At 37.0% G+C, this 22,932-nt stretch carries 23 protein-coding genes and 1 pseudogene; 20 read left to right on the forward strand and 4 right to left on the reverse strand.

The genetic code is table 11. From position 1 onward, the window contains the following. The first annotated feature begins 252 nt into the window (after positions 1-252). Positions 253-1,224 carry a GGDEF domain-containing protein gene (locus tag MHH64_RS04025; RefSeq protein WP_340002721.1) on the forward strand — a complete coding sequence of 324 codons (972 nt, stop codon included), beginning with the start codon at positions 253-255 and terminating at the stop codon, positions 1,222-1,224. Positions 1,225-1,273: 49 nt separating this feature from the next. Here the strand turns inward: MHH64_RS04025 and MHH64_RS04030 are convergent, their stop codons facing one another. Further along, positions 1,274-2,119 (reverse strand): EAL domain-containing protein, encoded by an 846-nt coding sequence (locus tag MHH64_RS04030; protein ID WP_340002722.1) that lies wholly within the window; start codon positions 2,117-2,119, stop codon positions 1,274-1,276. A gap of 248 nt (positions 2,120-2,367) precedes the next feature. Here MHH64_RS04030 and MHH64_RS04035 point away from each other — a divergent pair. The 3 genes and pseudogenes from MHH64_RS04035 to MHH64_RS04045 form a co-directional block, all read left to right on the forward strand. Further along, positions 2,368-2,562, forward strand: a pseudogene (locus tag MHH64_RS04035) (metalloregulator ArsR/SmtB family transcription factor); the annotation flags it as partial. Positions 2,563-2,700: 138 nt separating this feature from the next. After that, complete coding sequence (locus MHH64_RS04040; RefSeq protein ID WP_303449469.1) at positions 2,701-3,114, forward strand: SRPBCC family protein; 414 nt, start codon at positions 2,701-2,703, stop codon at positions 3,112-3,114. Positions 3,115-3,249: 135 nt separating this feature from the next. Next, positions 3,250-3,957: an FAD-dependent oxidoreductase gene (locus MHH64_RS04045; RefSeq protein WP_340002723.1), complete on the forward strand. Its 708-nt coding sequence runs from the start codon at positions 3,250-3,252 to the stop codon at positions 3,955-3,957. Positions 3,958-4,055: 98 nt separating this feature from the next. Here MHH64_RS04045 and MHH64_RS04050 read toward each other — a convergent pair whose 3' ends face one another. Then, on the reverse strand, positions 4,056-4,220 hold the full coding sequence (locus MHH64_RS04050) for an IS3 family transposase (protein ID WP_303449471.1): 165 nt from the start codon (positions 4,218-4,220) through the stop codon (positions 4,056-4,058). Between the two features lie 192 nt (positions 4,221-4,412). On the opposite strand from MHH64_RS04050, the gene MHH64_RS04055 reads away from it, so the two are divergent. The 7 genes from MHH64_RS04055 to MHH64_RS04085 all read left to right on the forward strand — a co-directional run bounded on the left by MHH64_RS04055 (position 4,413) and on the right by MHH64_RS04085 (position 11,936). Next, positions 4,413-5,432, forward strand: coding sequence for an ROK family protein (locus tag MHH64_RS04055; protein WP_303449379.1), 1,020 nt, complete (start codon positions 4,413-4,415; stop codon positions 5,430-5,432). A gap of 75 nt (positions 5,433-5,507) precedes the next feature. Then, a complete protein-coding gene (locus tag MHH64_RS04060) occupies positions 5,508-6,068 on the forward strand; it encodes a sugar O-acetyltransferase (protein WP_303449381.1) in 561 nt (186 codons plus the stop codon). Between the two features lie 181 nt (positions 6,069-6,249). Continuing rightward, entirely contained in the window at positions 6,250-7,215 is a 966-nt protein-coding gene (locus MHH64_RS04065) for a nitronate monooxygenase (protein ID WP_340002724.1), read from the forward strand. A gap of 255 nt (positions 7,216-7,470) precedes the next feature. Beyond that, positions 7,471-8,241, forward strand: coding sequence for a MurR/RpiR family transcriptional regulator (locus MHH64_RS04070; RefSeq protein ID WP_340002725.1), 771 nt, complete (start codon positions 7,471-7,473; stop codon positions 8,239-8,241). 112 nt (positions 8,242-8,353) lie between these two features. Then, on the forward strand, positions 8,354-9,958 hold the full coding sequence (locus tag MHH64_RS04075) for a PTS transporter subunit EIIC (RefSeq protein WP_303449387.1): 1,605 nt from the start codon (positions 8,354-8,356) through the stop codon (positions 9,956-9,958). A 21-nt stretch (positions 9,959-9,979) separates the two neighbouring features. After that, the gene (locus tag MHH64_RS04080; RefSeq protein WP_303449390.1) at positions 9,980-11,305 is read left to right on the forward strand and encodes a 6-phospho-alpha-glucosidase; all 1,326 of its coding nucleotides are present in this window, start codon (positions 9,980-9,982) and stop codon (positions 11,303-11,305) included. A 139-nt stretch (positions 11,306-11,444) separates the two neighbouring features. Continuing rightward, positions 11,445-11,936, forward strand: coding sequence for a PTS glucose transporter subunit IIA (locus MHH64_RS04085; protein ID WP_340002726.1), 492 nt, complete (start codon positions 11,445-11,447; stop codon positions 11,934-11,936). 276 nt (positions 11,937-12,212) lie between these two features. Here the strand turns inward: MHH64_RS04085 and norA are convergent, their stop codons facing one another. Continuing rightward, entirely contained in the window at positions 12,213-13,388 is a 1,176-nt protein-coding gene (gene norA / locus MHH64_RS04090) for a multidrug efflux MFS transporter NorA (protein ID WP_095313045.1), read from the reverse strand. Positions 13,389-13,660: 272 nt separating this feature from the next. On the opposite strand from norA, the gene MHH64_RS04095 reads away from it, so the two are divergent. The 6 genes from MHH64_RS04095 to MHH64_RS04120 all read left to right on the forward strand — a co-directional run bounded on the left by MHH64_RS04095 (position 13,661) and on the right by MHH64_RS04120 (position 18,292). Next, positions 13,661-14,731, forward strand: coding sequence for a PhnD/SsuA/transferrin family substrate-binding protein (locus tag MHH64_RS04095; RefSeq protein ID WP_095313047.1), 1,071 nt, complete (start codon positions 13,661-13,663; stop codon positions 14,729-14,731). An 81-nt stretch (positions 14,732-14,812) separates the two neighbouring features. Next, on the forward strand, positions 14,813-15,598 hold the full coding sequence (phnC, locus tag MHH64_RS04100; protein ID WP_303449397.1) for a phosphonate ABC transporter ATP-binding protein: 786 nt from the start codon (positions 14,813-14,815) through the stop codon (positions 15,596-15,598). Next, on the forward strand, positions 15,573-16,388 hold the full coding sequence (phnE, locus tag MHH64_RS04105) for a phosphonate ABC transporter, permease protein PhnE (protein WP_095313051.1): 816 nt from the start codon (positions 15,573-15,575) through the stop codon (positions 16,386-16,388). The genes phnC and phnE (MHH64_RS04105) overlap by 26 nt, the downstream gene beginning before the upstream one ends. A gap of 10 nt (positions 16,389-16,398) precedes the next feature. Further along, complete coding sequence (phnE, locus tag MHH64_RS04110; RefSeq protein ID WP_095313053.1) at positions 16,399-17,202, forward strand: phosphonate ABC transporter, permease protein PhnE; 804 nt, start codon at positions 16,399-16,401, stop codon at positions 17,200-17,202. Between the two features lie 382 nt (positions 17,203-17,584). Next, a complete protein-coding gene (locus tag MHH64_RS04115; RefSeq protein ID WP_303449402.1) occupies positions 17,585-18,061 on the forward strand; it encodes a DUF2975 domain-containing protein in 477 nt (158 codons plus the stop codon). A 9-nt stretch (positions 18,062-18,070) separates the two neighbouring features. Then, positions 18,071-18,292 (forward strand): helix-turn-helix transcriptional regulator, encoded by a 222-nt coding sequence (locus MHH64_RS04120; protein WP_095313057.1) that lies wholly within the window; start codon positions 18,071-18,073, stop codon positions 18,290-18,292. Positions 18,293-18,361: 69 nt separating this feature from the next. Here the strand turns inward: MHH64_RS04120 and MHH64_RS04125 are convergent, their stop codons facing one another. Next, positions 18,362-19,849, reverse strand: coding sequence for a catalase (locus MHH64_RS04125; protein WP_095313059.1), 1,488 nt, complete (start codon positions 19,847-19,849; stop codon positions 18,362-18,364). Positions 19,850-20,182: 333 nt separating this feature from the next. Between MHH64_RS04125 and MHH64_RS04130 the strand changes: the two genes are divergently transcribed. The 3 genes from MHH64_RS04130 (at position 20,183) to nagE (ending at position 22,795) form a co-directional block, all read left to right on the forward strand. Continuing rightward, positions 20,183-20,527 (forward strand): MerR family transcriptional regulator, encoded by a 345-nt coding sequence (locus MHH64_RS04130; protein WP_340002727.1) that lies wholly within the window; start codon positions 20,183-20,185, stop codon positions 20,525-20,527. After that, on the forward strand, positions 20,524-20,976 hold the full coding sequence (locus tag MHH64_RS04135; RefSeq protein ID WP_340002728.1) for an SRPBCC family protein: 453 nt from the start codon (positions 20,524-20,526) through the stop codon (positions 20,974-20,976). Before MHH64_RS04130 ends, MHH64_RS04135 begins: the two co-directional genes overlap by 4 nt. A gap of 367 nt (positions 20,977-21,343) precedes the next feature. Next, the gene (gene nagE, locus MHH64_RS04140; protein ID WP_095313066.1) at positions 21,344-22,795 is read left to right on the forward strand and encodes an N-acetylglucosamine-specific PTS transporter subunit IIBC; all 1,452 of its coding nucleotides are present in this window, start codon (positions 21,344-21,346) and stop codon (positions 22,793-22,795) included. Positions 22,796-22,932 lie beyond the last annotated feature (137 nt).

Here is a 22,932-nt window from a genome sequence, read left to right on the forward strand (position 1 = left end):
GAAACATGGTTCTATGCAATATGTTTCATAACTCTTTTTAAAACAATGCTTGGATAAAATTTAGGAATATTAGCCATAAACTAATCCTTTAATCATGGGTATATTTTCATAAAAAATCATCTTATTTACACTAAATTTACTATTTTTTAATAAAATAGTTGTACAATAAAAGAAGAGTGGAATATATGAGAATATTTGTTGCTGCCGATTAAATACGCACTCATGGAAGTGTGAATACAGAGGGGATTTTATATGCATGTTGTTATTGGAGATATTGCAAGAGAAACGATACCGGTATTACCAACTACAAATTGCGAAAACGTTTATGCTATTTTTAATGAGCAACCATCAACAGAGGGGATAGTTGTTGCTGTTGAAATGCAGCCTGTTGGATTAATTATGAGAGATACATTCTTTCAAAAGCTATCCACTAAATATGGGTTTGACCTTTTTATGCAACGGCCAATTGAATTGATGATGGACACAACAATGTTAGTTGTGGACTATATTACACCACTAACCAAGGTTAGTACGCTTGCCATGAAACGAGAGCAAGAAAGACTTTATGACTATGTTATTGTACAGAAGCAGAATGAGCTATGTGGAGTTGTAAGTATACGTGAATTAATAATGAAGTTGTCTGAGGTACAGATTAACATTGCGAAATATTCCAATCCATTAAGCGGACTTCCTGGAAACCACATTATAGACGATATATTAGAAAAAGTATTACATTATGAAAGCTATACGGTGCTTTATCTTGATCTCGATCATTTTAAAGCATTCAATGATGTATATGGATTCAAATCAGGGGATCAACTTCTCGTCGAGACGGCGAATATCATTCAACAAACGATTGGCAAAAAACCAAATTACTTTGTTGGTCATATTGGTGGAGATGACTTTATCGCGGTGATTCCTAATTATCAGCATGAGGATATTTGCAAAAGGATTATTGCCCGCTTCGAACAGACGATTATCAGCTTTTATAGTAAAGAAGATATTGAACAGGGATATGTCAAAACATTCAACCGAAAAGGAACCATGGAAAATGTTCCATTAGTAAGCATCTCGATTGCAGTCGTTCAGAATAAACATACATCCTTTTCCACACCAAATGCGCTAAGTAGAGAAGCAGCAGAGATTAAAAGGATTTGTAAAGCTTGTGAGGGAAGTATCTACCTGAGCAAAGGGGATAAGGAAGCTGGAAAATTAAATGCATAAAAAATGAGCGATATTCAAAAATCGCTCATTTTTTTGTATGTTATTATCTTTAAGAAGAGATTGGTACGGTGCCTTTACATAATGTCTCAACTGGTTTTCCTATCGCGTAGCCTTGCCCCATATCGACACCCAAATCTTGCAAAAAGGTGTATTCGGAAAAAGTCTCGATTCCCTCTGCAATTACTTTCGTTTCAGATTTATATGCAAAATCAAGAATAAGCTCAACTAAATATTGTTTTTCCGGGATCGTTTCGATATTCCGGATTAATGATTTATCAATCTTTATAAACTCAGGATTTAAGTAAAGAAGTGTTTGTAAACTATTATAACCACTGCCAGCATCATCTACAGCAATGCGAAAGCCCTGTTCCCTGTAGTGCTCTACTAGCTTCACAAATTGAGAATAGTTGATTCCTGCCTTCTTTTCTGTCAATTCAAGAACAACTTGCTTAGGAGAGATGTTATGTTTTGCTAATAAATTCATTGTAGTTCCTGCTTTATAGTTTGGGTCGGCTAGTACTTGGGGATGTATATTTAGGAATATAAAGCAATCTTCATTTTCATCTAAACGATTAACCTGCTCGTGATATCTTTTCAATGCTAAATTTCGTATAAAGCTTTCGACCATAAAAACATGTTTGCTGTCTCCAACATAGTCGTAAAAAGCATCCGTAGTAGGAAAGCTCTTCGTAGAATCTGGTCGATTCAAAATTTCATAACCTATAGTATCGCCGCTTATTAAAGATAGAATTGGCTGGAAAAAGGTTTGGATTCTACGTTTGCGAATAACATTTAATAATTCTTCATTTTTATTAAACTCTTGATAAAGTAATTTACGGTTTGTATTTAAAAATCGAATAAAATGAATCGATTTATGAACTAAATTTGTTTTCATATGTCCACCTTTGAGTTGAATAAAATTGTCATGATGCTTAATTTAATTCTATCGGTGAATTATTAAGATTGATAATCAGTTGTGTAAATTTCCTGTAAAACCTGTGGGTAAAGATTTGTGTTGGACATAAAAATCTCTGGCTAAACATCTAAACTTAAGGGAATACTTGACACGACACTAAATGGTGTCGTATTATAACGGATAAATAGGACACCTTTAAGTGTCGTATTAAAACGTAAGATCAGGGGATGGTGATATTGAGCGAAAAGAGAACGGAAAGAGATGTTTACGAAGCTATTTCCGATCAAACCCGACGGAGGCTGCTTCGTCTATTAGCCGATGCGGAAGAATTACCGCTATATGAGTTAACCGTTCATTTCGAAATGGGTCGTACGGCAGTTTCAAAGCACTTGACAATCCTAAAAGATGCTGGTCTTGTAGTCAGCAGGAAGATTGGCAGGGAAACGCGTTATCGGTTGAATGCCACCCCTTTGAAGGAAATTCATGATTGGGTATCTTTTTATGAAGATTTCTGGAAGGAAAGAATGTTTAAATTAAATCTTTTATTGGAGGAACAAAAAATGAAAGCAGATGTATCATTAGATTTTCAATATACAAGTTCAATTGAAGAAGTGTGGAAGGCATTAACGGATTCGGAAATGCTTGCAAAGTGGATATGGGAAAATGACTTTAAGCCAGTAGTTGGACATAAATTTCAATTCCGAGCAGAGCCAAATAAATGGTGGAACGGAATTGTTGATTGTGAAGTGCTTGAAGTGGAAGAACCTCATAAAATATCTTATACGTGGGCAAGCCAAGGTGAGAACACAACTGTTACATGGACGTTGAAGGAAGGTTCAGATGGAACTACTCACTTGCACTTCGAACAAGCTGGATTCAGTGAAGAAACAAAAGCCACCAAAGGTGCTATCGAGGGGGCAATATATAGCTGGACTAAAATGGGTGAGCAGCTTGGGGAAGTGTTGGATCAATAAGCGTTATTGTCTTTCTCCTTGCCTTATATAAAATCTTAGACGGTCTAGTGGAACGGCCCGAACCATCAAAGGCTATCAATTACCCAATTACTAACATGTGTAGGGGTAGCTAATATTAAAAGGGGAGATAAGAAAATGAGTTTTTTCAAAGATATGATAGCGGTGTTTAAGAAGAGAGAATTATTACTTTTAGAGCGCTATGAAGAAGCAGAAGGCGTGTATACCTTTCTGTTTGAAAAGCCAGATGATTTAACCTGGGAAGCAGGGCAACACGGTCTGTTTACTATTACGCATAAGAAAATAAAAAATGCTACGCGGCCATTTACCGTAGCCTCAGCTCCTGCAGAAAAAGTTGTTAAATTAACAATGCGGATTAAGGATAATCCAAGTGATTTTAAACAGGAAATGTTAGAACTCAAACAAGGAATGAAGATTAGTATAAGCGGACCTGTAGGATCATTTCACTTGGAAAATAACAGTCCTTCAATCCTCATTGCAGGTGGGATTGGCATTACCCCATTTCGATCAATTCTAAAACAAATAGAAGCGGAAGGAAGTCTCCGTGAGAACCCAATACATCTGCTTTATCTAGATAGTGATAAATCCCATATCTTTAAAGATGAACTTGATGAAATTGCTAACTATCCTGCCATACATGTAACTTACCTTGATACAAGGGAGGACTTGCATCAGGAAATAAATCAGTTTAGCGATTTATATCAGAACAACGGTAACTATTTTATTGCAGGTCCAAAAACCATGGTCGAGTCTATTTCAAGTCATTTAAGAAATAACGATGTTCCCAAAAGAAATATCAAAAAGGATGCCTTTTTTGGATATTAATTAAAAATGAATATGAGCCCACAATTATGGTATCATACAAAAATCCTATTTTGTTGAACTTCCCCCTGTCAAGTAGACAGTGGAAATAATAAAAGGATTTATACGGCTTTAGCTCTATATTCAATAGGGTTGAAGCCGTTTAGTCTTTCTTGATATCTATCATGATTGTAGAAGTAAATATATTTATCAATTGCTGTTGAGAGATCCTCAAATGTCTCATGATCGTTCTTCCCGTTGGCTAAAGCATCTTCTACAATTTCAATTCATTATATCTGTTGAGGTGATTACAGGGATGGGAAAGGAACTAGTGTTGATAAGTGATCATAGGGAGGTCTTGTTTTCAGCGGGGAAAATGGATCTTAAATTCCCAATTGTTTTCATCAATCTTGTATGATATAGTGTCAACGGTACTTATTAAACGTATTTAATAAGTCTTTTTATAGGTGGTGATGTTTGTGGAAGCTGCTTCAAAATCATTGAAGAGAGTAATTACTCTTGGTATTCGTAAATCTCTCTTAGAGCTTGGAAGTGCAACAAAGGCTGAGCTTAGCAGCAAGCTAGAAATTAGCTTTCCAACAATAAGTAAGTTCCTTGCACAGATGGAGAAAGATGGTGAAGTGATAGCAGTTGGTTTAGATGAATCAAGTGGTGGAAGAAGAGCAAAAAGATATACGTACAATTCAGAGTATATGCTTGGTCTTGCAGTCTTTATAGAGAAGGAAGAGACCTATTATACAATTTTCAATTGCTTAGGTGAAAAAAAGGAGCAAGGAAAAGCCCCAAGTGTACTAATAGATAATGGCATGAATTTATTAACACAACTGATTGAAAAAGTAATAACAACTAATTCTTCAAAAATTACTTCCATCGCTATCGGTGTTCCAGGGTCGGTTGATCACGGGAAGATTTTCTACATGCCAGGGTATGAGCAGTTTCAAAATGTTGATTTGAAGACGTATTATGAGGGTTATTTTAATATTCCTGTTGTGGTAGAGAACGATATGAATGCTGTTGTTCTTGGTTTTAACCACCAAAAAAGAATGGAAAATAATCAGTCTCTTATCTATTTGTATTTTGGCCAAAATGGCCCGGGGGCAGGGTTTATGATAAATGGAGATGTGGTAAGAGGAAGTACGTTTTTTGCTGGAGAGATTTCGTTCGTCCCTCAATATAGTGAACATAACTTTGGGCAGGTACTAGAAAAGGGAATTGGACAAAAAAAGAGATTGGTCAATGAGGATGAACAGATTGATGCAATAAGCAGATTAGTAGCCTCTTTTGTAGCTATCATAAACCCACATACCATTATTTTTAGTGAGGATGAAATCGAAAAAGGGATGTTAAGTAAAATCGCCATCGCTAGTTCAACATATATCCCGTCAGAACATCTTCCGGAACTTACGGTGAGTAATTGGAAACAGGATTATTTATTTGGGTTACAAAGGCTTTGCCTCGATCTTATGATAGCGAAATAGGGATATGGACGTATACGGAGCAAGGGACTGGATAGGTGCTTGATAATCATTATAGTGGAGAGTAGGTCATTTAAGATGAAAACGGAAAAAGAAAAAATGATAGCTGGAGAAATGTATAATCCCGCAGATTCAGAATTGGTAAAGGATCGTATGGCAGCAAGACGTAAGGTTAGGCAATATAATCAAACGTTAGAGACAGAGGGAGAAAAGCGAACAAAACTATTAGAGGGATTATTTGGTTCGACAGGAGAAAATATCTATATGGAACCAAATATACGATTTGATTATGGTTATAATACATACGTAGGAGACAATTTTTATGCGAATTTTGACTGTACGTTTTTAGATATTTGTGAAGTGCGTTTTGGAGATAATTGTATGCTTGGACCAAGGGTACAAATCTATACAGCAACACATCCGCTTCATCCAGTGGAACGAAATTCTGGGATAGAAAGCGGAAAACCGATTACAGTTGGCAACAATGTATGGATTGGAGGAAGTGCAATTATAAATCCAGGAGTAACAGTAGGAGATAATGTTGTGATTGGATCTGGAGCAGTCGTTACGAAAGACATACCAGATAATGTGGTAGTTGGTGGTAATCCTGCTAGAATCATTAAACAAATTGAACTATAAGATTCCTTTGGCTTAACTAATCAAGTTCTTTTAAACAAGTGGTGCAATTCCATTCACAAGGAATTGTACCTTTATTAATATAATTTTCCTTACTTTATATAATACATTTTAATACGAATTAGTACCAAGTAATAGTAACAAGTGATAAAATATGATGACACTATTATAAGGAGGGGAAACCGTGAAAACTCAAGTAACAGATCTATTCGGAATTCAGTATCCAATCATACAAGGTGGTCTAGCTTATTTAGGTTATGCAGAACTAGCTGCTGCTGTCTCAAATGCCGGAGGACTAGGGCAAATTACTGCAGCAACATTACGTACGCCTGAAAATCTTCGGAATGAAATTCATAAAGTACGTGAGTTTACGAACAAGCCTTTTGGTGTAAACTTTGCTATTGCAAAGTACAACGGTGAATACGAGGAATTATTAGAAGTGGCAATAGAGGAAAAGGTACCGGTAATCTCTATTACTGGTGGTAATCCAAAACCTGTGTTAGAACGACTCAAAGACGAGAATATTAAGACGCTTGTCCTTGTTTCAGGAGTTAGACATGCACAGAAAGCAGAACAGCTTGGAGCGAATGCACTTATTGCAGTTGGACAAGAAGGTGGAGGTCATTTAGGGCGTGACGATATTGGTACAATGGTGCTGATTCCTCGTATTGTAGACCATGTATCCATTCCCGTGCTAGCAGCAGGAGGAATAGGCGACGGCAGAGGTTTATTAGCAGCCTTTTCTCTTGGTGCAGAAGGTATCGTGATGGGGACTCGTTTTATTGCTACCCAAGAATGCGTACATGCACATTACGACTATAAAAATGCGCTTTTACAAGCGCAAGAAACAGACACGGTCATTATTAAAAAATCATTAGGTGCCCCAGGACGAGTTCTTCAATCAGATTTTGCTTTAGAAATTATCGATCGAGAACATCAAGGAGCAACGTACGAGGATCTGAAAGATATGATTAGTGGCAAAACGAATTGTAGATATATTTATGTTGGTCATGAAGAAGAAGGGTTTGGCTGGGCTGGGCAGGTAATTGGTCTTATCAACAACGTACCAACAGTACAGGAATTGTTTGCTGAGATAATTTTAACAGCAGAAAATAGTTTGAGCCGTATTCGTAATATTATAAGAGGGTAATCCAGTAGATAATATTAATAAAATAAATGCACATAAATAACTCTATGGAGCTTTTAATAGAAGTATCTGCGATGTGAATTATAGTAAAACATTTAGCGAAGGCAGAATTGGGGAATTGAAGGAAAAGCTGTAATCCGTTAGTTGTAACTGTAAACAATAAAGAGAGCAGACAGCTTGTAAAGGATATTGTAGTTCCATCCGCTATTAGGCTATAATAAAACATAGTATAGCAATGAGGAATGTGAGTGACAACACATGATAGACATAAGCAAGTTAACCCAAGGGAAGAATCTAACGGAATTGGATGCCCAGATTCTTAAATATATCGTAGAAAATATCGATACGGTTCTACAAAAAGGTGTGCGTGAAATTGCTAGAGATAATTATACATCTTCGGCAACGGTTATTCGTTTATCGAAAAAGTTGGGGTATACAGGATTTGTCGATATGTATTATCAACTCGTTCCACAAGTCAAAAAGGCAAGTCTACAACAAACGGAAGTGATTGGTGACTTTCCAGAAATTCGGCTTCAGGATTTTTTTGAATATAATACAATGGAAGAAGTCAATCTTTTTATTGAAAAGGTTCTACATTTAAGACAAAACTATATTTTTATATATGCAACAGGTTTCTCGGCGATTGCGGCAGAGTATCTATATAAAAAACTGCTTGTTCTGGGGAAAAAGACCATTATTGCCAGTGGAACGGATTCGATAGGAGTTTTTGAAAATAATTTAGAAGACATTGGTGTGCTGGTTGTCATATCGAAATCCGGTGAAACCCAACAAGTGATTGATAAACTAAAAGCGGCGAAAGAACATGATATCTTTACAGTTTCATTCACAAAGGAAACGGAAAATCGAACAACTGAAATAGCCGATCTCAATTTTAAGTTGTTTGATAACAATAAACTAGATGACCGGAATATGCTACCGAACATTTTCTTTCCTAGACTTTTGATGTTGTTTGAATATATTTTGAAAGAATATTTCGGGCGTTTAAATAAAAATAATGATGAGAAGTGAAACGTGTTTCAAGATATGAAACACGTTTTTTGTGGTCTTGAAACTATCGACATTAATTTGTTGGAGGGGTACACTATATGACGTAAACAGGAGATTCACTGGAGGTGTAAAAATGAAGGCCAAAATGATGGAAGGAATGCAAAGGTTTTCAAAAGCCATGTTCATTCCTGTACTTATTTTACCAATTGCCGGTATTTTAATCGCACTTGGAAATTTGTTGACCAATCAAAGGTTAATTGAAACCGTTCCCTTTATGGATAATCCAATCATGACAGGATTCGGTTCTATTCTAACTGGATCATTGGTTTCGATATTAGGTAACCTAGGGCTGATCTTCAGTGTAGGTATCGCAATAGGATTAGCAACGAAAGAAAAATCAATAGCTGGATTTACTGCATTACTAGGCTATTTAGTTTTTGTAAACGCTATGAATAAATTTATGGAACTAACTGGCCTTTTGACAGAAGCTGAAGCATTGCAGGGTACTGGACAAACATTGGTATTAGGCGTTCAAATCCTTGATATGGGTGTTTTTCTAGGTATTATTCTCGGTATTATAACCGCGATTGTTCATAATAAGTTTGTTGATACTGAGTTTAAAGGTGCATTCCAAATCTATGGCGGGTCACGTTTTGTATTTATTGTACTTATTCCGGTCGTTGTATTATTGGCAATTGCACTAACTTATATTTGGCCGTTTTTCCAAACAGGCATTAACAACTTAGGTACGCTGATTAATCGTAGCGGCAGCTTTGGAATTTTCTTATACGGAATGTTAGAAAGACTATTGATTCCAACAGGTTTGCATCACTTAGTATACACGCCATTCCTTTATACATCATTGGGTGGTGTGGCAGAGGTTGGCGGACAAGTATTCGAAGGAGCAAGAAATATTTATTATGCTGAAATTTCGGATCCATCTGTAACACGTCTTTCTGAAAGCGTAATATGGGATGCGCGTGGAATAGCAAAAATGTTCGGATTACTTGGTGCATGTTTAGCAATGTACCACATGGCAAGACCAGAAAATAAAGCAAAAGTAAAAGCGATCTTAATTCCAGCAGCATTTACTTCATTTATTGCTGGTGTAACAGAACCAATCGAGTTCTCGTTTATGTTTGTCGCACCACTTCTTTTCGTAGTTCATGCTGCGCTAAGTGGCTTGAGTATGGTGACATTGAATCTACTGGATGTCCGGGCTATTGGTCCAAATGGAATGATTGACTTTCTGCTATTCAATTTACCTTTAGGTTTCGAAAAAACGAGCTGGCCAATGTATATCTTAGTTGGATTACTTTTCTTTGGAATCTATTATGTGGTTTTCCGCTTCTTAATTACGAAATTTAACTTCAAGACAATTGGTCGGGAAGATGACGGTAAAGAAGCTAAACTATACTCGAAAAATGACTATAAAGAAAGCAAAGCAAAAGGGGAAAACACGGTATCAGATCAAGATCAGGGAGAACCAGCAATGGCAAGTGTTATTGTCGATGCGCTAGGAGGATCTGACAATATTAATACGGTAACGAATTGTTACACGAGACTCCGATTAACTTTAGATAAACCAGACATGGTCGACGAAGCGACATTGAAGAGTGAAACCGGGGCAAGCGGTGTCATTATTAAAGATCAAAATGTTCAAGTCGTATATGGATTACAAGTAAGCAACATTAGAAAAGCGGTAGATAACTATTTAGGTAGACAAGTAGACGAATAAATATAGAGAGGACGAAATAATATGAAACAATTTTCAGTCGTAATCGCAGGTGGAGGAAGCACGTATACACCAGGTATTGTAATGATGCTGTTAGATAACTTGGATCGTTTTCCAATTCGTACATTGAAATTGTATGATAATGATCATGAAAGACAAGCAGTACTTGGTGAAGCGCTTGAAATTGTGTTAAAAGAACAAGCACCTGATATCAATTACATTTTTACAACAGATCCAGAAGAAGCATTCACAGACATTGATTTCTGCTTTGCTCATATCCGGTCAGGTCAATATAAAATGCGCGAAATGGATGAAAAAATCCCGTTGAAACATGGTGTTGTGGGGCAAGAAACATGTGGTCCAGGTGGGATTGCTTATGGAATGCGCAGTATAGGGGACATGATTGAATTGATCGATACGATGGAAAAATATTCCCCAGACGCTTGGATGTTAAACTATTCTAATCCAGCAGCGATTATTGCAGAAGCATGCCGAATCTTACGCCCCGATTCTAAAGTCTTAAATATTTGCGATATGCCTGTTGGAACAATCCGCAGAATGTCACAAATCATTGGGAAAACACCAAAGGATCTAGATGTTCGTTACTTTGGATTAAATCACTTTGGCTGGTGGACAAGTGTAAAGGATAAAGAAGGTAACGAATACTTGCCACAAATCCGTGACTATGTTGCGAAAAATGGATACTTAACGCAAATTGAAGTGGATACACAGCATATGGACCAAAGTTGGCAAGAAACACACAAGAAAGCAAAAGACCTATTAGCGGTTAATCCTAGATTCTTGCCAAATACCTATTTGAAATACTATCTCTACCCTGATTATGAGGTAGCCAATGCTAACCCAGAATATACGCGTGCAAATGAAGTAATTGATGGTCGCGAAAAAGAAGTATTTTCAACTGCTAGAACGATTGTTGAAAAAGGTACAGGAGAAGGCAGTGAATTCGGAATCGGCAGTCATGCAACATTTATTGTGGACTTAGCTCGTGCAATTGCTTTCAACACACATGAACGAATGCTCTTAATTGTAGAAAACAATGGAGCAATCGCAAACTTTGATGATGATGCAATGGTAGAAGTACCATGTATTGTTGGTACAGATGGTCCAGAACCATTAAGTCAAGGAAAGATTCCCGAATTCGAAAGAGCTTTAATGTATCAGCAAGTAACGGTTGAAAAACTAGTAGTACAAGCATATATCGAAGGAAGCTATCAAAAATTATGGCAGGCTCTTACACTCTCTAAAACTGTACCGAGTGCCAAAGTAGCGAAGGATGTATTAGATGATTTGATTGAAGCAAACAAAGACTACTGGCCAGAATTGAAGTAATGACAAAGCTAAAGCGGGCGGATTGAATATGCAGTAAACGCGATATGCGTCAGTTGAGATGAACTCTTTATAAATGAAGGGAGCAGGCGAAAAAGGGAACTATTTTCGTCTGTTCCTATATATAATCGGAGGTAACAGCATGTTAAAGAAATTATTTGGCAAAAAAGAGACATTAGAAAATTTAGTTTCACCGATAACTGGGAACATCTTGAAAATTGAAGCTGTTCCGGATGATATGTTCAGTCAAAAAATGCTTGGTGATGGGATTGCGGTTGAACCGACAGAAGGAATTGTGGTATCCCCTCTCGATGGTGAAGTTGTTCAATTTTTTCCAACCAAACATGCCGTTGGAATTCGGGGAAACAATGGTTTAGAAGTTTTAATTCATATCGGTTTAGAAACAGTTGCACTTAACGGAGAAGGGTTCGAAGGTTACGTTCAACAAGGTGATAAGGTGCGTGCTGGTGATAAACTAATCAGCTTTGACTTAGAATTAATCAAAGAAAAAGCGGATAGTATTGTTTCTCCAGTTGTTATTACGAATTTTGATCAAGTTCAAGAATTAGTAAAAAGTGAGGGTAGTACTGCGAATCATGGTGAATCTGTATTGTTGAAGGTGAAAATAAAATAAGGCGAGTGTATAATCATTCTCTATCTGTAAGGCTGTCCTAATTACGGACATCTTTTTTTGTAAGCAGATATGATTGGACCAGTAACAAGCGGGCATCCGATCTAGTTATCCGTTAGGTTATAAACCATTCAACTCCGGTTTAACAAAGTATGTGGGAGTTGAATGGTGTTTTTTTCAATTAGATAAGTTAGTTCATAAAAAGCTAGTAAGAAGCTATCAAAACAACGGGAATTCTAACTTAGCCAAAACGATTACAGTTACTTCTTCTTGCAATATTTAAAGCCCCTTCAAATGTGGATCCTTCCAGAACATCGTCATTACGAAACCTAGTATAATCACAACTGCACTAAAATAAAAAGGGAAATTTATATCGATATCAAACAGCATACCTCCCAGAACTGGTCCAAACACATTGGCAAGCGAAGTGAAGAAGGAGTTCATCCCGCCAACAAATCCTTGCTCATTACCAGCGATGCGTGAGAGGTAGGTCGTTACAGCCGGACGAATAAGATCAAATCCGATGAATACCGTAAATGTCACTGCCATGATTGTCCAGTAGGTGTTTACGAGTGTCATCGCGAAAACTAAAATCGTCGAGAATAGTAATGACCAACGAATGATATTAACTTCCCCCATATATCTGGTTAATGGATCAAATAATAGAATCTGGAAGAGTGCACCGATAATTGCACCACCTGTAATGGCAATAGCTATATCCGACGGGCTAAATGCAAATTTATGGTCAACATATAGGCTGAATAAAGAATCAAATGCAGCTAAACCAAATGATGCTATGAAAATTACGATAAAGGCAATAAAGAACATTGGCTTTAACATTTTCTTTAAGCTGTTCTTTCCAGCTAATGGTGATTCATCCAACGTGTCTTCTGCTTTAGAGCTAGGCTCCTTCAATGTGAAAATGGATAAAATCGCGACTACAAAAGCAAAAGCAGCGGCTGAAAAAAATGGAACTCTTGTACCGATTTCCGCCAAAAAGCCGCCGATGCCAGGCCCGATTATAAAACCGGTGTTAATTGCTGCAGACATATAGCCAAGTGCTTTTGGGCGTTTCTCTATTGTGGTAACGTCGGCAATAAATGCCGTCACAGCAGGCATGATAAAAGCACCACTTACGCCACCTAAAATACGTGATATAAATAGAACTTCTATTGTTTTTCCCAGCCCGAATAATAGTTCGGAAAAACTGAAAATAAATAAACCGATCACAATCATAATTTTCCGGCCGAATTTATCAGCCGCTTTTCCAGCAAATGGAGAAAAAATTAATTGTGTTAAAGCAAACGCTGCGGTTAAATAGCCAACAACGGTACCACTAATATTTAACTCATTCATTATTGTTGGCAGTACAGGTATAACTAAACTGATTCCTAAAAAGACAAAAAATATGTTCATAAGTAGTATGGCTAATGTCATTTCTTTTCTCTTCTTCATCTTATGTCACCTATATTCTTTTCCTAAGTAATATTAGAATTCTACTCTTTTTCCCTCATACATGCAATCTTTATTTTTCGATTTTTGTTTCGTGTACATACCCACTCTATTTAATAAAAAAATGGATTGCAATTAAACTTCTTTTAACTCTTGATATTAGGTTTTAACTATCAATTATCTGCATGATTATAATTTAACTTAACAAACAATTTACAGTTAATTAATATAATTCTGTTAAAATTATCGGTATTAAGGCTTAGGAGGATTGTTACATGAAGAAAGTTATTTTATTTGCTGCAACATTACTATTTGCAGTAGTTTTAGCAGCTTGTGGTGATCAGACGGAAGAAAGTGATGCTTCTACAGAAGGCGCTAATTCTAGTGATACAACAGAAAATGAATCTATTGAAAAATTGTCCATTGGATTTGTACCTTCTCGTGAACCAGAGGAAATTATTACTGCTACAGAACCGTTGAAGGAGTTATTAACAGAAGAGCTATCTGGCTTAGGATATGACATAGGTGAAATTGAAATAAATGTAGGTACAAATTATGAGGCAGTTGGAGAAGCACTCTCAGCCGGAACAACGGATATTGGATTTATTCCAGGCGGTACATATGTATTGTATGATGACGGTGCTGAAGTTATATTAACAGCAACACGTGCAGGTTTAAGCAATGACTCGGATAACGCTGCAGATTGGAATGAAAATGAACCAACAGAACCAACGGATGAACAAACAACTTCATATCGTGCATTATTAATTGCTGGTCCATCAGAGAACGGACAAGCTTTAGCCGAGAAAGTAAATAATGGGGAAGAGCTGACATTTGAAGATGTAGATAATGCGACTTGGAATGTGATGTCATCGTCATCTCCAGCGGGTTACATTTACCCTGCATTATGGTTGCAAGAAAACTTTAATAAGACAATTACGGACTTATCAAAAGCGGTACAAGCTGATTCATATGGAAGTGCATTTGCTCGTTTAGCTACCGGACAAACAGATGTATTAGTTACGTATGCAGATGCACGTCGTGACTTTGTAGACACATGGACGACGGAATACGGTCGTGACGCTGATATCTGGGAAGAAACAGATGTCATTGGTGTTATGCCAGCAATCTATAATGACACCATTAGTGTGAGCAAAAACTCTGAAATAATGAATGATGATTTGAAAGCAGCATTAAAGAAAGCATTTATGAATATTGGAGAATCAGAAGAGGGAAAAGAAGTTATTGCGATCTACAGTCATGAAGGGTATCAAGAAGCGACAGATGAAGACTATGATAATGAACGAAAGGCCCAGGAAATTGTGCAGCAAGTAGGGTCAAACTAAGGATCAGAATGCAAATAGAATGATAGAAAAATGAGAACGTTATTCTATGTTCTCATTTTTTTCTAGGATTGGAGTATCATCATGATTGAATTTAAACAAGTCCACAAACAATATCCCAATGGTTTATTGGCGTTAAAGGATATTGATCTTCAGATCGATCAAGGAGAATATGTAGCTATTATTGGGCTTTCAGGCGCTGGGAAATCGACGTTACTGCGTTGCGTTAATCGTATGCACGATATATCAAGCGGCTCTTTGAAGGTAGACGATGTCGAAATCAGCACATTAAGAGGAAAGGGAATACGCCAATTGCGTCGCAGCATTGGAATGATTTTTCAGTCATTTAACTTAGTCACCCGTATCTCGGTTATGAAAAATGTGCTTGTTTCTTTTGTTCCTGAAATACCTTTATGGAGAAAGGTGCTAGGTGTGTTTACAGAACAAGAGAAAAAACAGGCGTTAATTGCACTTGATCGGGTTGGTATTTTAGATAAGGCATTCGTTAGGGTTGATCAATTGTCAGGCGGACAGCAACAGCGTGTAGCTCTCGCACGTACACTTGCGCAAAACCCCAAAATTATTTTAGCTGATGAGCCTGTGGCATCACTTGATCCAGTAACTGCAAATCAAGTAATGGGAGACTTCAGGCGAATTAATCAGGAACTTCATATGACCGTTATCATGAACATTCATCATGTCGAATTAGCACTGGAATATGCGAGTCGAATTATTGGCATACGTGCTGGAGAAATTGTCTATGATGGACGCACAGAGGATGTAACAGACGAGATTTTAGAACAGATTTATAAAGGGTCTGTTGAAAAAGGGGAGGACATTGCCCATGCTCGCGAAGCTGTTACCAACTAAGAAATTAACACTTCCAAATGGAAAAGTAGTAGTGGAAAGGAGGTCCATGACGCCCGTTATTATTCTGCTTTTACTCGGATTTTCCTACTGGTCTATTCAAATTACGGGGTTCGATCTTGAAATTCTAATCACTAGAATCCGCCAGTTCTTTGTCATTATACAAGAGATGCTTTCACCAACATGGGCTTATGTTCCGCACATTTGGAAGCCATTATTAGATACTATTAAAATGTCACTACTTGGATCACTTTTAGGTGCCATTTCTGCATTGCCGTTAGCGATACTTGCAGCAAGTAATATTGCGAAGGCAGCCTGGATTTCATCTGCAACCAAATTTGCCCTAAGCTTATTGCGCACACTTCCAACATTGATTGTTGCTCTTATTGCTACCTATATTTTCGGACTTGGAACGTTTGCGGGAACAGTTGCAATTTACTTATTTACAATCGCATATGTAGGCAAATTACTATACGAGCAAATAGAGAATGTCAATATGGATGCATATGAGGCGATGCATTCGATGGGATTAACAACAATCCAATCATTTCGGTATGCTATTTTCCCGCAAATACTACCGAATTATTTATCGACTTCCTTGTTTTGTTTTGAGGGAAATGTTCGTTACGCAGCTATTTTAGGGTACGTTGGAGCAGGTGGTATTGGACTGCTGCTAAATGAAAGTCTTGGATGGCGAAACTACGCAAATGTAGGCATGATTTTACTGATGCTAGTTGTTGTTGTCTATTTGATTGAATCGATTAGTGAACATTACCGAAAGAAATTAAAGTAGGAGATTACATATGAATCATATCGATAAACAGTACGAACTGGAACCGAATCGCCGTCTTACACAAATAATGACAGCATTGATCTTGATTATCCTTTTTGGTTGGTCATTGTCTGCCATCCAGTTTGATGAATTAACAGTGAATGGACTTACAATCGCCAAAAATATCCTGTTGGGTCTCGTTCAACCAGATGTAGAATTGTTGTTTAATTTTACGAATGGGGTACCTTATTTGCTCATTGAAACAGTAGCAATTGCTTTCTTAGGTACCATTGTAGGAGCAATTCTGGCAATTCCGCTTGCTTTTTTATCCGCATCAAATATTGTACCGAAGCCAGTAGCAATTATCATTCGCTTATTGCTCGTTTTTATTAGGACAATTCCTGCCATTGTTTATGGACTAATGTTTATCCGGGTAACCGGTCCAGGCCCTTTTGCAGGGGTTTTAACAATGTCTCTAACAAGTATAGGAATGTTGGCAAAGTTGTATGTAGACGTTATAGAAGATTTAGATACGTCTATTCTGGAGTCGATGGAATCATTAGGATGTACCATGATAGAAAAAATACGTTTTGGTATACTGCCACAGCTTTCAGCTTTGTTCCTGTCCATCATCATCTATCGATTTGATATGAATCTGCGTGATGCAGCTGTTCTAGGATTAGTTGGAGCAGGTGGAATTGGTGCTCCGCTTATATTTGCCATGAATTCATATCGCTGGGAAGAGGTTGGTTCAATTTTAATTGGTCTTGTTATACTTATTTTAATTGTTGAATATGTGTCCAATAAAATTCGGACAAAGTTAGTAAGGGGATAACGCTCGGAGCGCTGATATGGCTTATTGTAATAATGCCGTTTCCAGTTGGAATGTTATTACTCTATTTATTTTTAAGGCGGCCATTATATATTTGGTTTATCACATATTTAACAACATTGAGCTTGTATACGCTCATACATATTTTAGTAAGTTACTTTTCCCATTTCCATTCTTTAATTCCTGCTTGGAAATTATCTTAAAAAACTTCTAAACAAAATGGTGCATTAGTTGAAAAGGCAAAAGGAGCTTGGGTGCCGAGCTCCTTTTTGTTCTTTTTATATTTGGTTTTCAACAAAAAAACATCGAAAATCGTAATTTATTTATTGTAAAACGATAAATATAATGATAAAATCAAATAGAATAATAAAGTGAGGTGTATTTAATGAAATATGGTTCAACACTCTTTTTAAAGTTAGCATTATTTCTTATTGGAACTCCGGTTCTTGCTTTATCTATATTCGGAGTGTATTGGTTAGTTAATAATCCAGCAAATCCAGAATATGATCATATTCTGTATCCCATTATAATTGGTATGTATGTATCAGTGATTCCGTTTTTCTTTGCTTTGTACCAGGCTTTTAAACTTTTAAGCTATATTGACAAGAACCAGGCTTTCTCTAAATTATCTGTTGTGGCTCTAAAGAAAATTAAATGGTGTGCAATAACAATCAGTGGGTTGTATGTGCTTATTATTCCTTTTGTTTATATCGTAGCAGAGCTAGATGATGCACCAGGTCTCATCATTATCGGAATGGTCCCTATTTTTGCTTCTATGGTGATCGCAGTCTTTGCTGCGGTTCTCCAAAGACTTTTAGAAGAAGCGATTCATATAAAATCCGAAAATGATTTGACGGTATGAGGTGATAATATGGCGATTATAATTAATATTGATGTGATGTTAGCAAAACGAAAAATGAGTGTGACGGAATTATCTGAGCGGGTTGGCATAACGATGGCAAATCTTTCTATATTGAAAAATGGGAAGGCAAAAGCAATTCGGATTTCAACGTTAGATGCCATTTGTAAGGCATTAGAGTGTCAGCCGGGTGATGTATTGGAATATCGAGCCGATGAGGGTGGCACCAATTAAGTAACCTTTTTCCAAATCCAGTAGTTATAAAAAAGACTGCCTTCAAGTGAGGACAGTCTTCTTTTTCGTTTATACAGTAGTAGAAACAGCTATTTCATCCACTGGAACGCCAAGCGCTCTGGCTACACCTTCGCCATATGCTGGATCTGCTTTATAACAATTGTTAATATGTCTTAATTGAATTTCCTTCGTAGTTCCTTGCATATTTTTTGCTGTGTTTTCAAATAACCTTTGCTGCTCTTCTACAGTCATTAATCGGAATAACCTACCGGGTTGTTCATAGTAATTATCATCATCTTCTCGGAAGTTATGATAATCCGCAGTACCAAAAATATCTAGAGCTGGTTCTTGGTGTTCCTTGCTGTCTTCCCATTCACCATAGCTATTTGGGCTATATGTGACTTGATTTCCATGAGGGATGACTCTCATAGCACCATCACGATGATAGGGGTTGAAATTCTTCGCGTTTTTCGGATAGTTGACTGGGATTTGCCAGTGGTTTACACCTAAACGATAGCGTTGTGCATCTCCGTATGAGAATAAGCGACCTTGCAACATTCTATCTGGAGAGAAACCAATACCAGGAACAATGTTGGTTGGAGCGAATGCAGCCTGCTCAACTTCTTCAAAGTAATTCTCTGGGTTGCGATTTAATTCAACCTCACCAACTTCAATTAGTGGGAAATCCTCTTTATACCAAACCTTTGTGATATCAAATGGATTATCTTTCATGTTTCTTGCATATTCTTCTGTCATAACTTGGATAAATAAAGTCCATTTTGGATTATCTCCGCGTTCAATTGCTTGAAATAAATCTCGTTGATGGCTTTCACGGTCGCGACCAACTAATGCTTCAGCTTCTTGTTCAGTCAGATTTTTAATTCCTTGTTGTGTTTTGAAGTGGAATTTTACCCAAAATCGTTCATTTTCTGCATTGAAAAAGCTATACGTATGACTACCAAACATATGCATGTTTCGATAGCTTGCTGGAATACCACGGTCACTCATCGTGATTGTCACTTGATGCAGTGCTTCCGGTAAGCTTGTCCAAAAATCCCAGTTCGCTTGAGCGCTATGCATATTCGTTTTTGGATCACGTTTTACAACATGGTTTAAATCTGGGAACCGCTTCGGATCTCTCATAAAGAACACAGGCGTATTATTTCCGACAAGATCCCAGTTACCTTCCTCTGTATAGAATTTCATAGATGTACCACGAATATCACGTTCTGCATCAGCAGCCCCGCGTTCACCAGCAACAGTTGAGAAGCGGACAAACATATCGGTTTTCTTACCAACCTCTGAGAAAATGTCTGCTTTCGTATATTTTGTAATATCGTTCGTAACGGTAAATGTCCCGTATGCACCGGAACCTTTCGCGTGCATACGGCGCTCTGGGATTACCTCACGATCAAAGTGAGCTAGTTTCTCGAGGAACCAGTAATCTTCCATTAATAACGGGCCGCGTGGACCGGCTGTCTTAGAATCTGAGTCATTTGGTACAGGATTACCAAATGCAGTAGTCATTCTTTTTTTGTTTTCATTTATATTCCCCAAAATAAATACCTCCAAAGTATAATAGTTTTTAATTTATATTAATTATAATTTATTTCTATAGATGCTATTTTATATAAAGATATTTAGTAAGTCAAGAACGAATGATCTTATTTTAAAATATTTTTTTCTCAATTAAATTATATAATTGATAATTATAAACTTTGGTGAATTTAGGGAATTTTGTGTGGTATAGTTTTTATTAACAAATGAAGGAACACTAAATTTAGGTGGTATAAAGTTATTTTTAAAATCTGTCGATAGAATTTCGGTAATATATATTGACTCTGTGGCGCACCCCACAGTTTATAATTTAAGACGAGCGGGAGGGACAGGATGTATAAGGTTAGTGATTTTTCTGAGATGACCGGATTAAGTAAAGAAACATTACGATACTATGCCGAAATAAAATTGCTTGAACCAGCATTTATTGATCCAAATAACAACTATCGTTATTACGATGATGGAAGTTACTTCCTGGCAATCCTCCTCGTTAAGTTGCGGAGACTTGGCTTTACCATACAGGAAATGGTCTGTGTCATGGAGGATGAGTCATTTGCAAATTTAGATGGGCTGTTAATACAAAAAAGACATAAAATTCAGAGGGAAATAGACGATCTTCTGCTTCGGGTTGAAGAGATCGATGCTTTTCTTGAATCTGGGAAGGAAGAAAACAAATGATCCAATGGAAAGAAGAAATCACTATTGATACAAATATTGAAAATGTATGGAGCCTATTTTTAGATAGAAACATCAAACAGATTATGCCTAAAGTAGAGAAACATACGGTGATTGAAAAAAAGGAAGATGAGGTTGGAGCAAAGCACGAACAAACCTATCGGGAAGGAAAACGGCTTGAAACGTATATTGTAGAAACGTTAGCTTATGAAGACTTAGAAGATAAAAAGTACAAGCAAATACGTTTTGTTTTAGGTAAAGCTTTTGAGATTAATCTATCTTTTAAATTACTTAAAATTAGTGATACACAAACGGCATTTATTTATGAGGGTAGTAATAAAGGGGTTAATTTTGTAGGAAGAGCGATGTTGAAGCTAGGAAGTGAGAAAAGCAACAATAAAGTTGTAGAAGAGTTTATGCAAAAAGTGAATGAGGAAGCAATGAAAATCTAGATTCGTAATTTGTGACTTCGAGAACGATTAAGCGATTGAAGTCCTACAAACATAGCGTACCCGTTAATTGGGGAATAAAAAGCAAAGATCGCCGGTTCGAGTTGATTACGAACTGGCGAGCTTTTTGATTCTTTAAGCTAAAAAATGATAAAATTGGTATAGACAACTAGTTTAACGTGGGATACAATATATTTCGTTGTTATCTTTAATTTTTTACGGATGAAATAAGGAAGGGTTCGAAAGTTATAACCTTAAATGAAAGCGTATTTTTGGGGTAGAATACTATATTAAGTTCGTTACACATTTTTTAATTTATACACTCCGTAATTAACAACATATATAAAACTTTTGATAGGAGGAAAACAGGATGATGAAATATCTCCAAAGTATAGGTCGTTCATTGATGTTGCCGGTTGCAGTATTACCTGCAGCGGCAATTTTAATGGGGATAGGTTATTGGATTGACCCATCAGGCATGGGGGAAGGAAGTGCGGCAGCTGCATTCTTAATTAAAGCAGGGTCTTCCATTATTGATAATATACCAATCTTATTTGCAGTAGGAATTGCGTTAGGTATGTCCAAGGAGAGAGACGGTGCTGCTGCACTAAGTGGGCTAGTTGCCTACTTAGTCGTAACTACACTACTTTCCGTTGATACTGTTGCATTATTGCAAGGAATTAATGTGGAAAATGTAAACCCAGCCTTTGAGAATATAGAAAATGCGTTTATTGGAATTCTTTCTGGGGTTGTAGCATCAATTATGTTTAATCGATTTAGTCATGTACAATTACCAGCAGCGTTAGCTTTCTTTAGTGGGAAGCGAGTTGTACCGATTATGACATCTGCTTTAATGCTTGTTGTTGCTGCAGCATTATTCTTTGTCTGGCCTGTAGTTTATACAGGATTAGTTAATTTCGGTGAAATGATTAGTACATTAGGGGCTATTGGTGCAGGGATTTATGGATTTCTTAATAAATTATTAATTCCAATTGGATTACATCATGCGCTTAACTCTGTGTTCTGGTTTGATGTAGCGGGAATAAACGATATTGGAAATTTCTGGGCGGGAACTGGTGAAAAAGGAATTACAGGTATGTATCAAGCCGGATACTTCCCGATTATGATGTTTGGCTTACCTGCAGCAGGACTTGCGATGTATCATGCGGCAAAAACAAAAAGGAAAAAGCAAGTAGGATCCTTAATGCTTGCAGGAGGTTTTGCTTCCTTCTTAACTGGGGTTACCGAACCTATTGAATTTGCTTTTATGTTTGTAGCGCCGTTTTTATATGTTGTTCATGCCGTATTAACAGGTATCTCCATGGCGATTGCTGCTATGTTTAATTGGACAGCTGGTTTTGGTTTTAGCGCGGGGCTAATTGACTTTATATTAAGCTCGCGTCTGCCAATGGCTAATGAACCGTACATGCTATTGCTCCAGGGACTGGTATTCTTTGTTATCTACTATATTATATTTAGATTTTTAATTGCAAAATTTAATATCAAAACTCCTGGTAGAGAAGATGATGATGTGCTTGAAGCGGAAGAGGTAGAATCTACTGAAAATGCCGATGACAATAAATTCGCAGCAATGGCAGCGAAAATTTACGAAGGTTTAGGTGGGGAAGAAAACGTTACCTCTATTGACAATTGTGTTACCCGATTAAGACTGGATGTGAAAGATTCGTCTGCAATTGATCAAAGTAAAATTAAGGCTACAGGTGTACCAGGGGTAGTTGTTACTGGTAAAAACAATGTTCAAGTTGTTGTTGGCACACAAGTTCAATTTGTAGCTGACGAGATGAAGAAAATTCATAAGTAATACATGATTGGGAGTGTCCTAATCGCTTGAACAGCCTAGCGTGGATTATCTAGAACGATAGCTTACGTATTAAAATATAGTCGAACGTAATAATTAAATATCCGATACAAGACATCATTGCTTTTACGTAACGATAA

This window comes from Oceanobacillus sp. FSL K6-0127, from assembly GCF_037983385.1.
GTDB lineage: Bacteria > Bacillota > Bacilli > Bacillales > Amphibacillaceae > Oceanobacillus > Oceanobacillus profundus.

Excerpts from the sequence above, each read along its gene's own strand:
- MHH64_RS04025 (WP_340002721.1), top strand. The coding sequence starts at position 253 with ATGCATGTTGTTATTGGAGATATTGCAAGAGAAACGATACCGGTATTA.
- MHH64_RS04030 (WP_340002722.1), bottom strand. The coding sequence starts at position 2,119 with ATGAAAACAAATTTAGTTCATAAATCGATTCATTTTATTCGATTTTTA.
- MHH64_RS04040 (WP_303449469.1), top strand. The coding sequence starts at position 2,701 with ATGAAAGCAGATGTATCATTAGATTTTCAATATACAAGTTCAATTGAA.
- MHH64_RS04045 (WP_340002723.1), top strand. The coding sequence starts at position 3,250 with ATGAGTTTTTTCAAAGATATGATAGCGGTGTTTAAGAAGAGAGAATTA.
- MHH64_RS04060 (WP_303449381.1), top strand. The coding sequence starts at position 5,508 with ATGAAAACGGAAAAAGAAAAAATGATAGCTGGAGAAATGTATAATCCC.
- MHH64_RS04070 (WP_340002725.1), top strand. The coding sequence starts at position 7,471 with ATGATAGACATAAGCAAGTTAACCCAAGGGAAGAATCTAACGGAATTG.
- MHH64_RS04075 (WP_303449387.1), top strand. The coding sequence starts at position 8,354 with ATGAAGGCCAAAATGATGGAAGGAATGCAAAGGTTTTCAAAAGCCATG.
- MHH64_RS04080 (WP_303449390.1), top strand. The coding sequence starts at position 9,980 with ATGAAACAATTTTCAGTCGTAATCGCAGGTGGAGGAAGCACGTATACA.
- MHH64_RS04085 (WP_340002726.1), top strand. The coding sequence starts at position 11,445 with ATGTTAAAGAAATTATTTGGCAAAAAAGAGACATTAGAAAATTTAGTT.
- norA (WP_095313045.1), bottom strand. The coding sequence starts at position 13,388 with ATGAAGAAGAGAAAAGAAATGACATTAGCCATACTACTTATGAACATA.
- MHH64_RS04095 (WP_095313047.1), top strand. The coding sequence starts at position 13,661 with ATGAAGAAAGTTATTTTATTTGCTGCAACATTACTATTTGCAGTAGTT.
- phnC (WP_303449397.1), top strand. The coding sequence starts at position 14,813 with ATGATTGAATTTAAACAAGTCCACAAACAATATCCCAATGGTTTATTG.
- phnE (WP_095313051.1), top strand. The coding sequence starts at position 15,573 with ATGCTCGCGAAGCTGTTACCAACTAAGAAATTAACACTTCCAAATGGA.
- phnE (WP_095313053.1), top strand. The coding sequence starts at position 16,399 with ATGAATCATATCGATAAACAGTACGAACTGGAACCGAATCGCCGTCTT.
- MHH64_RS04115 (WP_303449402.1), top strand. The coding sequence starts at position 17,585 with ATGAAATATGGTTCAACACTCTTTTTAAAGTTAGCATTATTTCTTATT.
- MHH64_RS04120 (WP_095313057.1), top strand. The coding sequence starts at position 18,071 with ATGGCGATTATAATTAATATTGATGTGATGTTAGCAAAACGAAAAATG.
- MHH64_RS04130 (WP_340002727.1), top strand. The coding sequence starts at position 20,183 with ATGTATAAGGTTAGTGATTTTTCTGAGATGACCGGATTAAGTAAAGAA.
- MHH64_RS04135 (WP_340002728.1), top strand. The coding sequence starts at position 20,524 with ATGATCCAATGGAAAGAAGAAATCACTATTGATACAAATATTGAAAAT.
- nagE (WP_095313066.1), top strand. The coding sequence starts at position 21,344 with ATGATGAAATATCTCCAAAGTATAGGTCGTTCATTGATGTTGCCGGTT.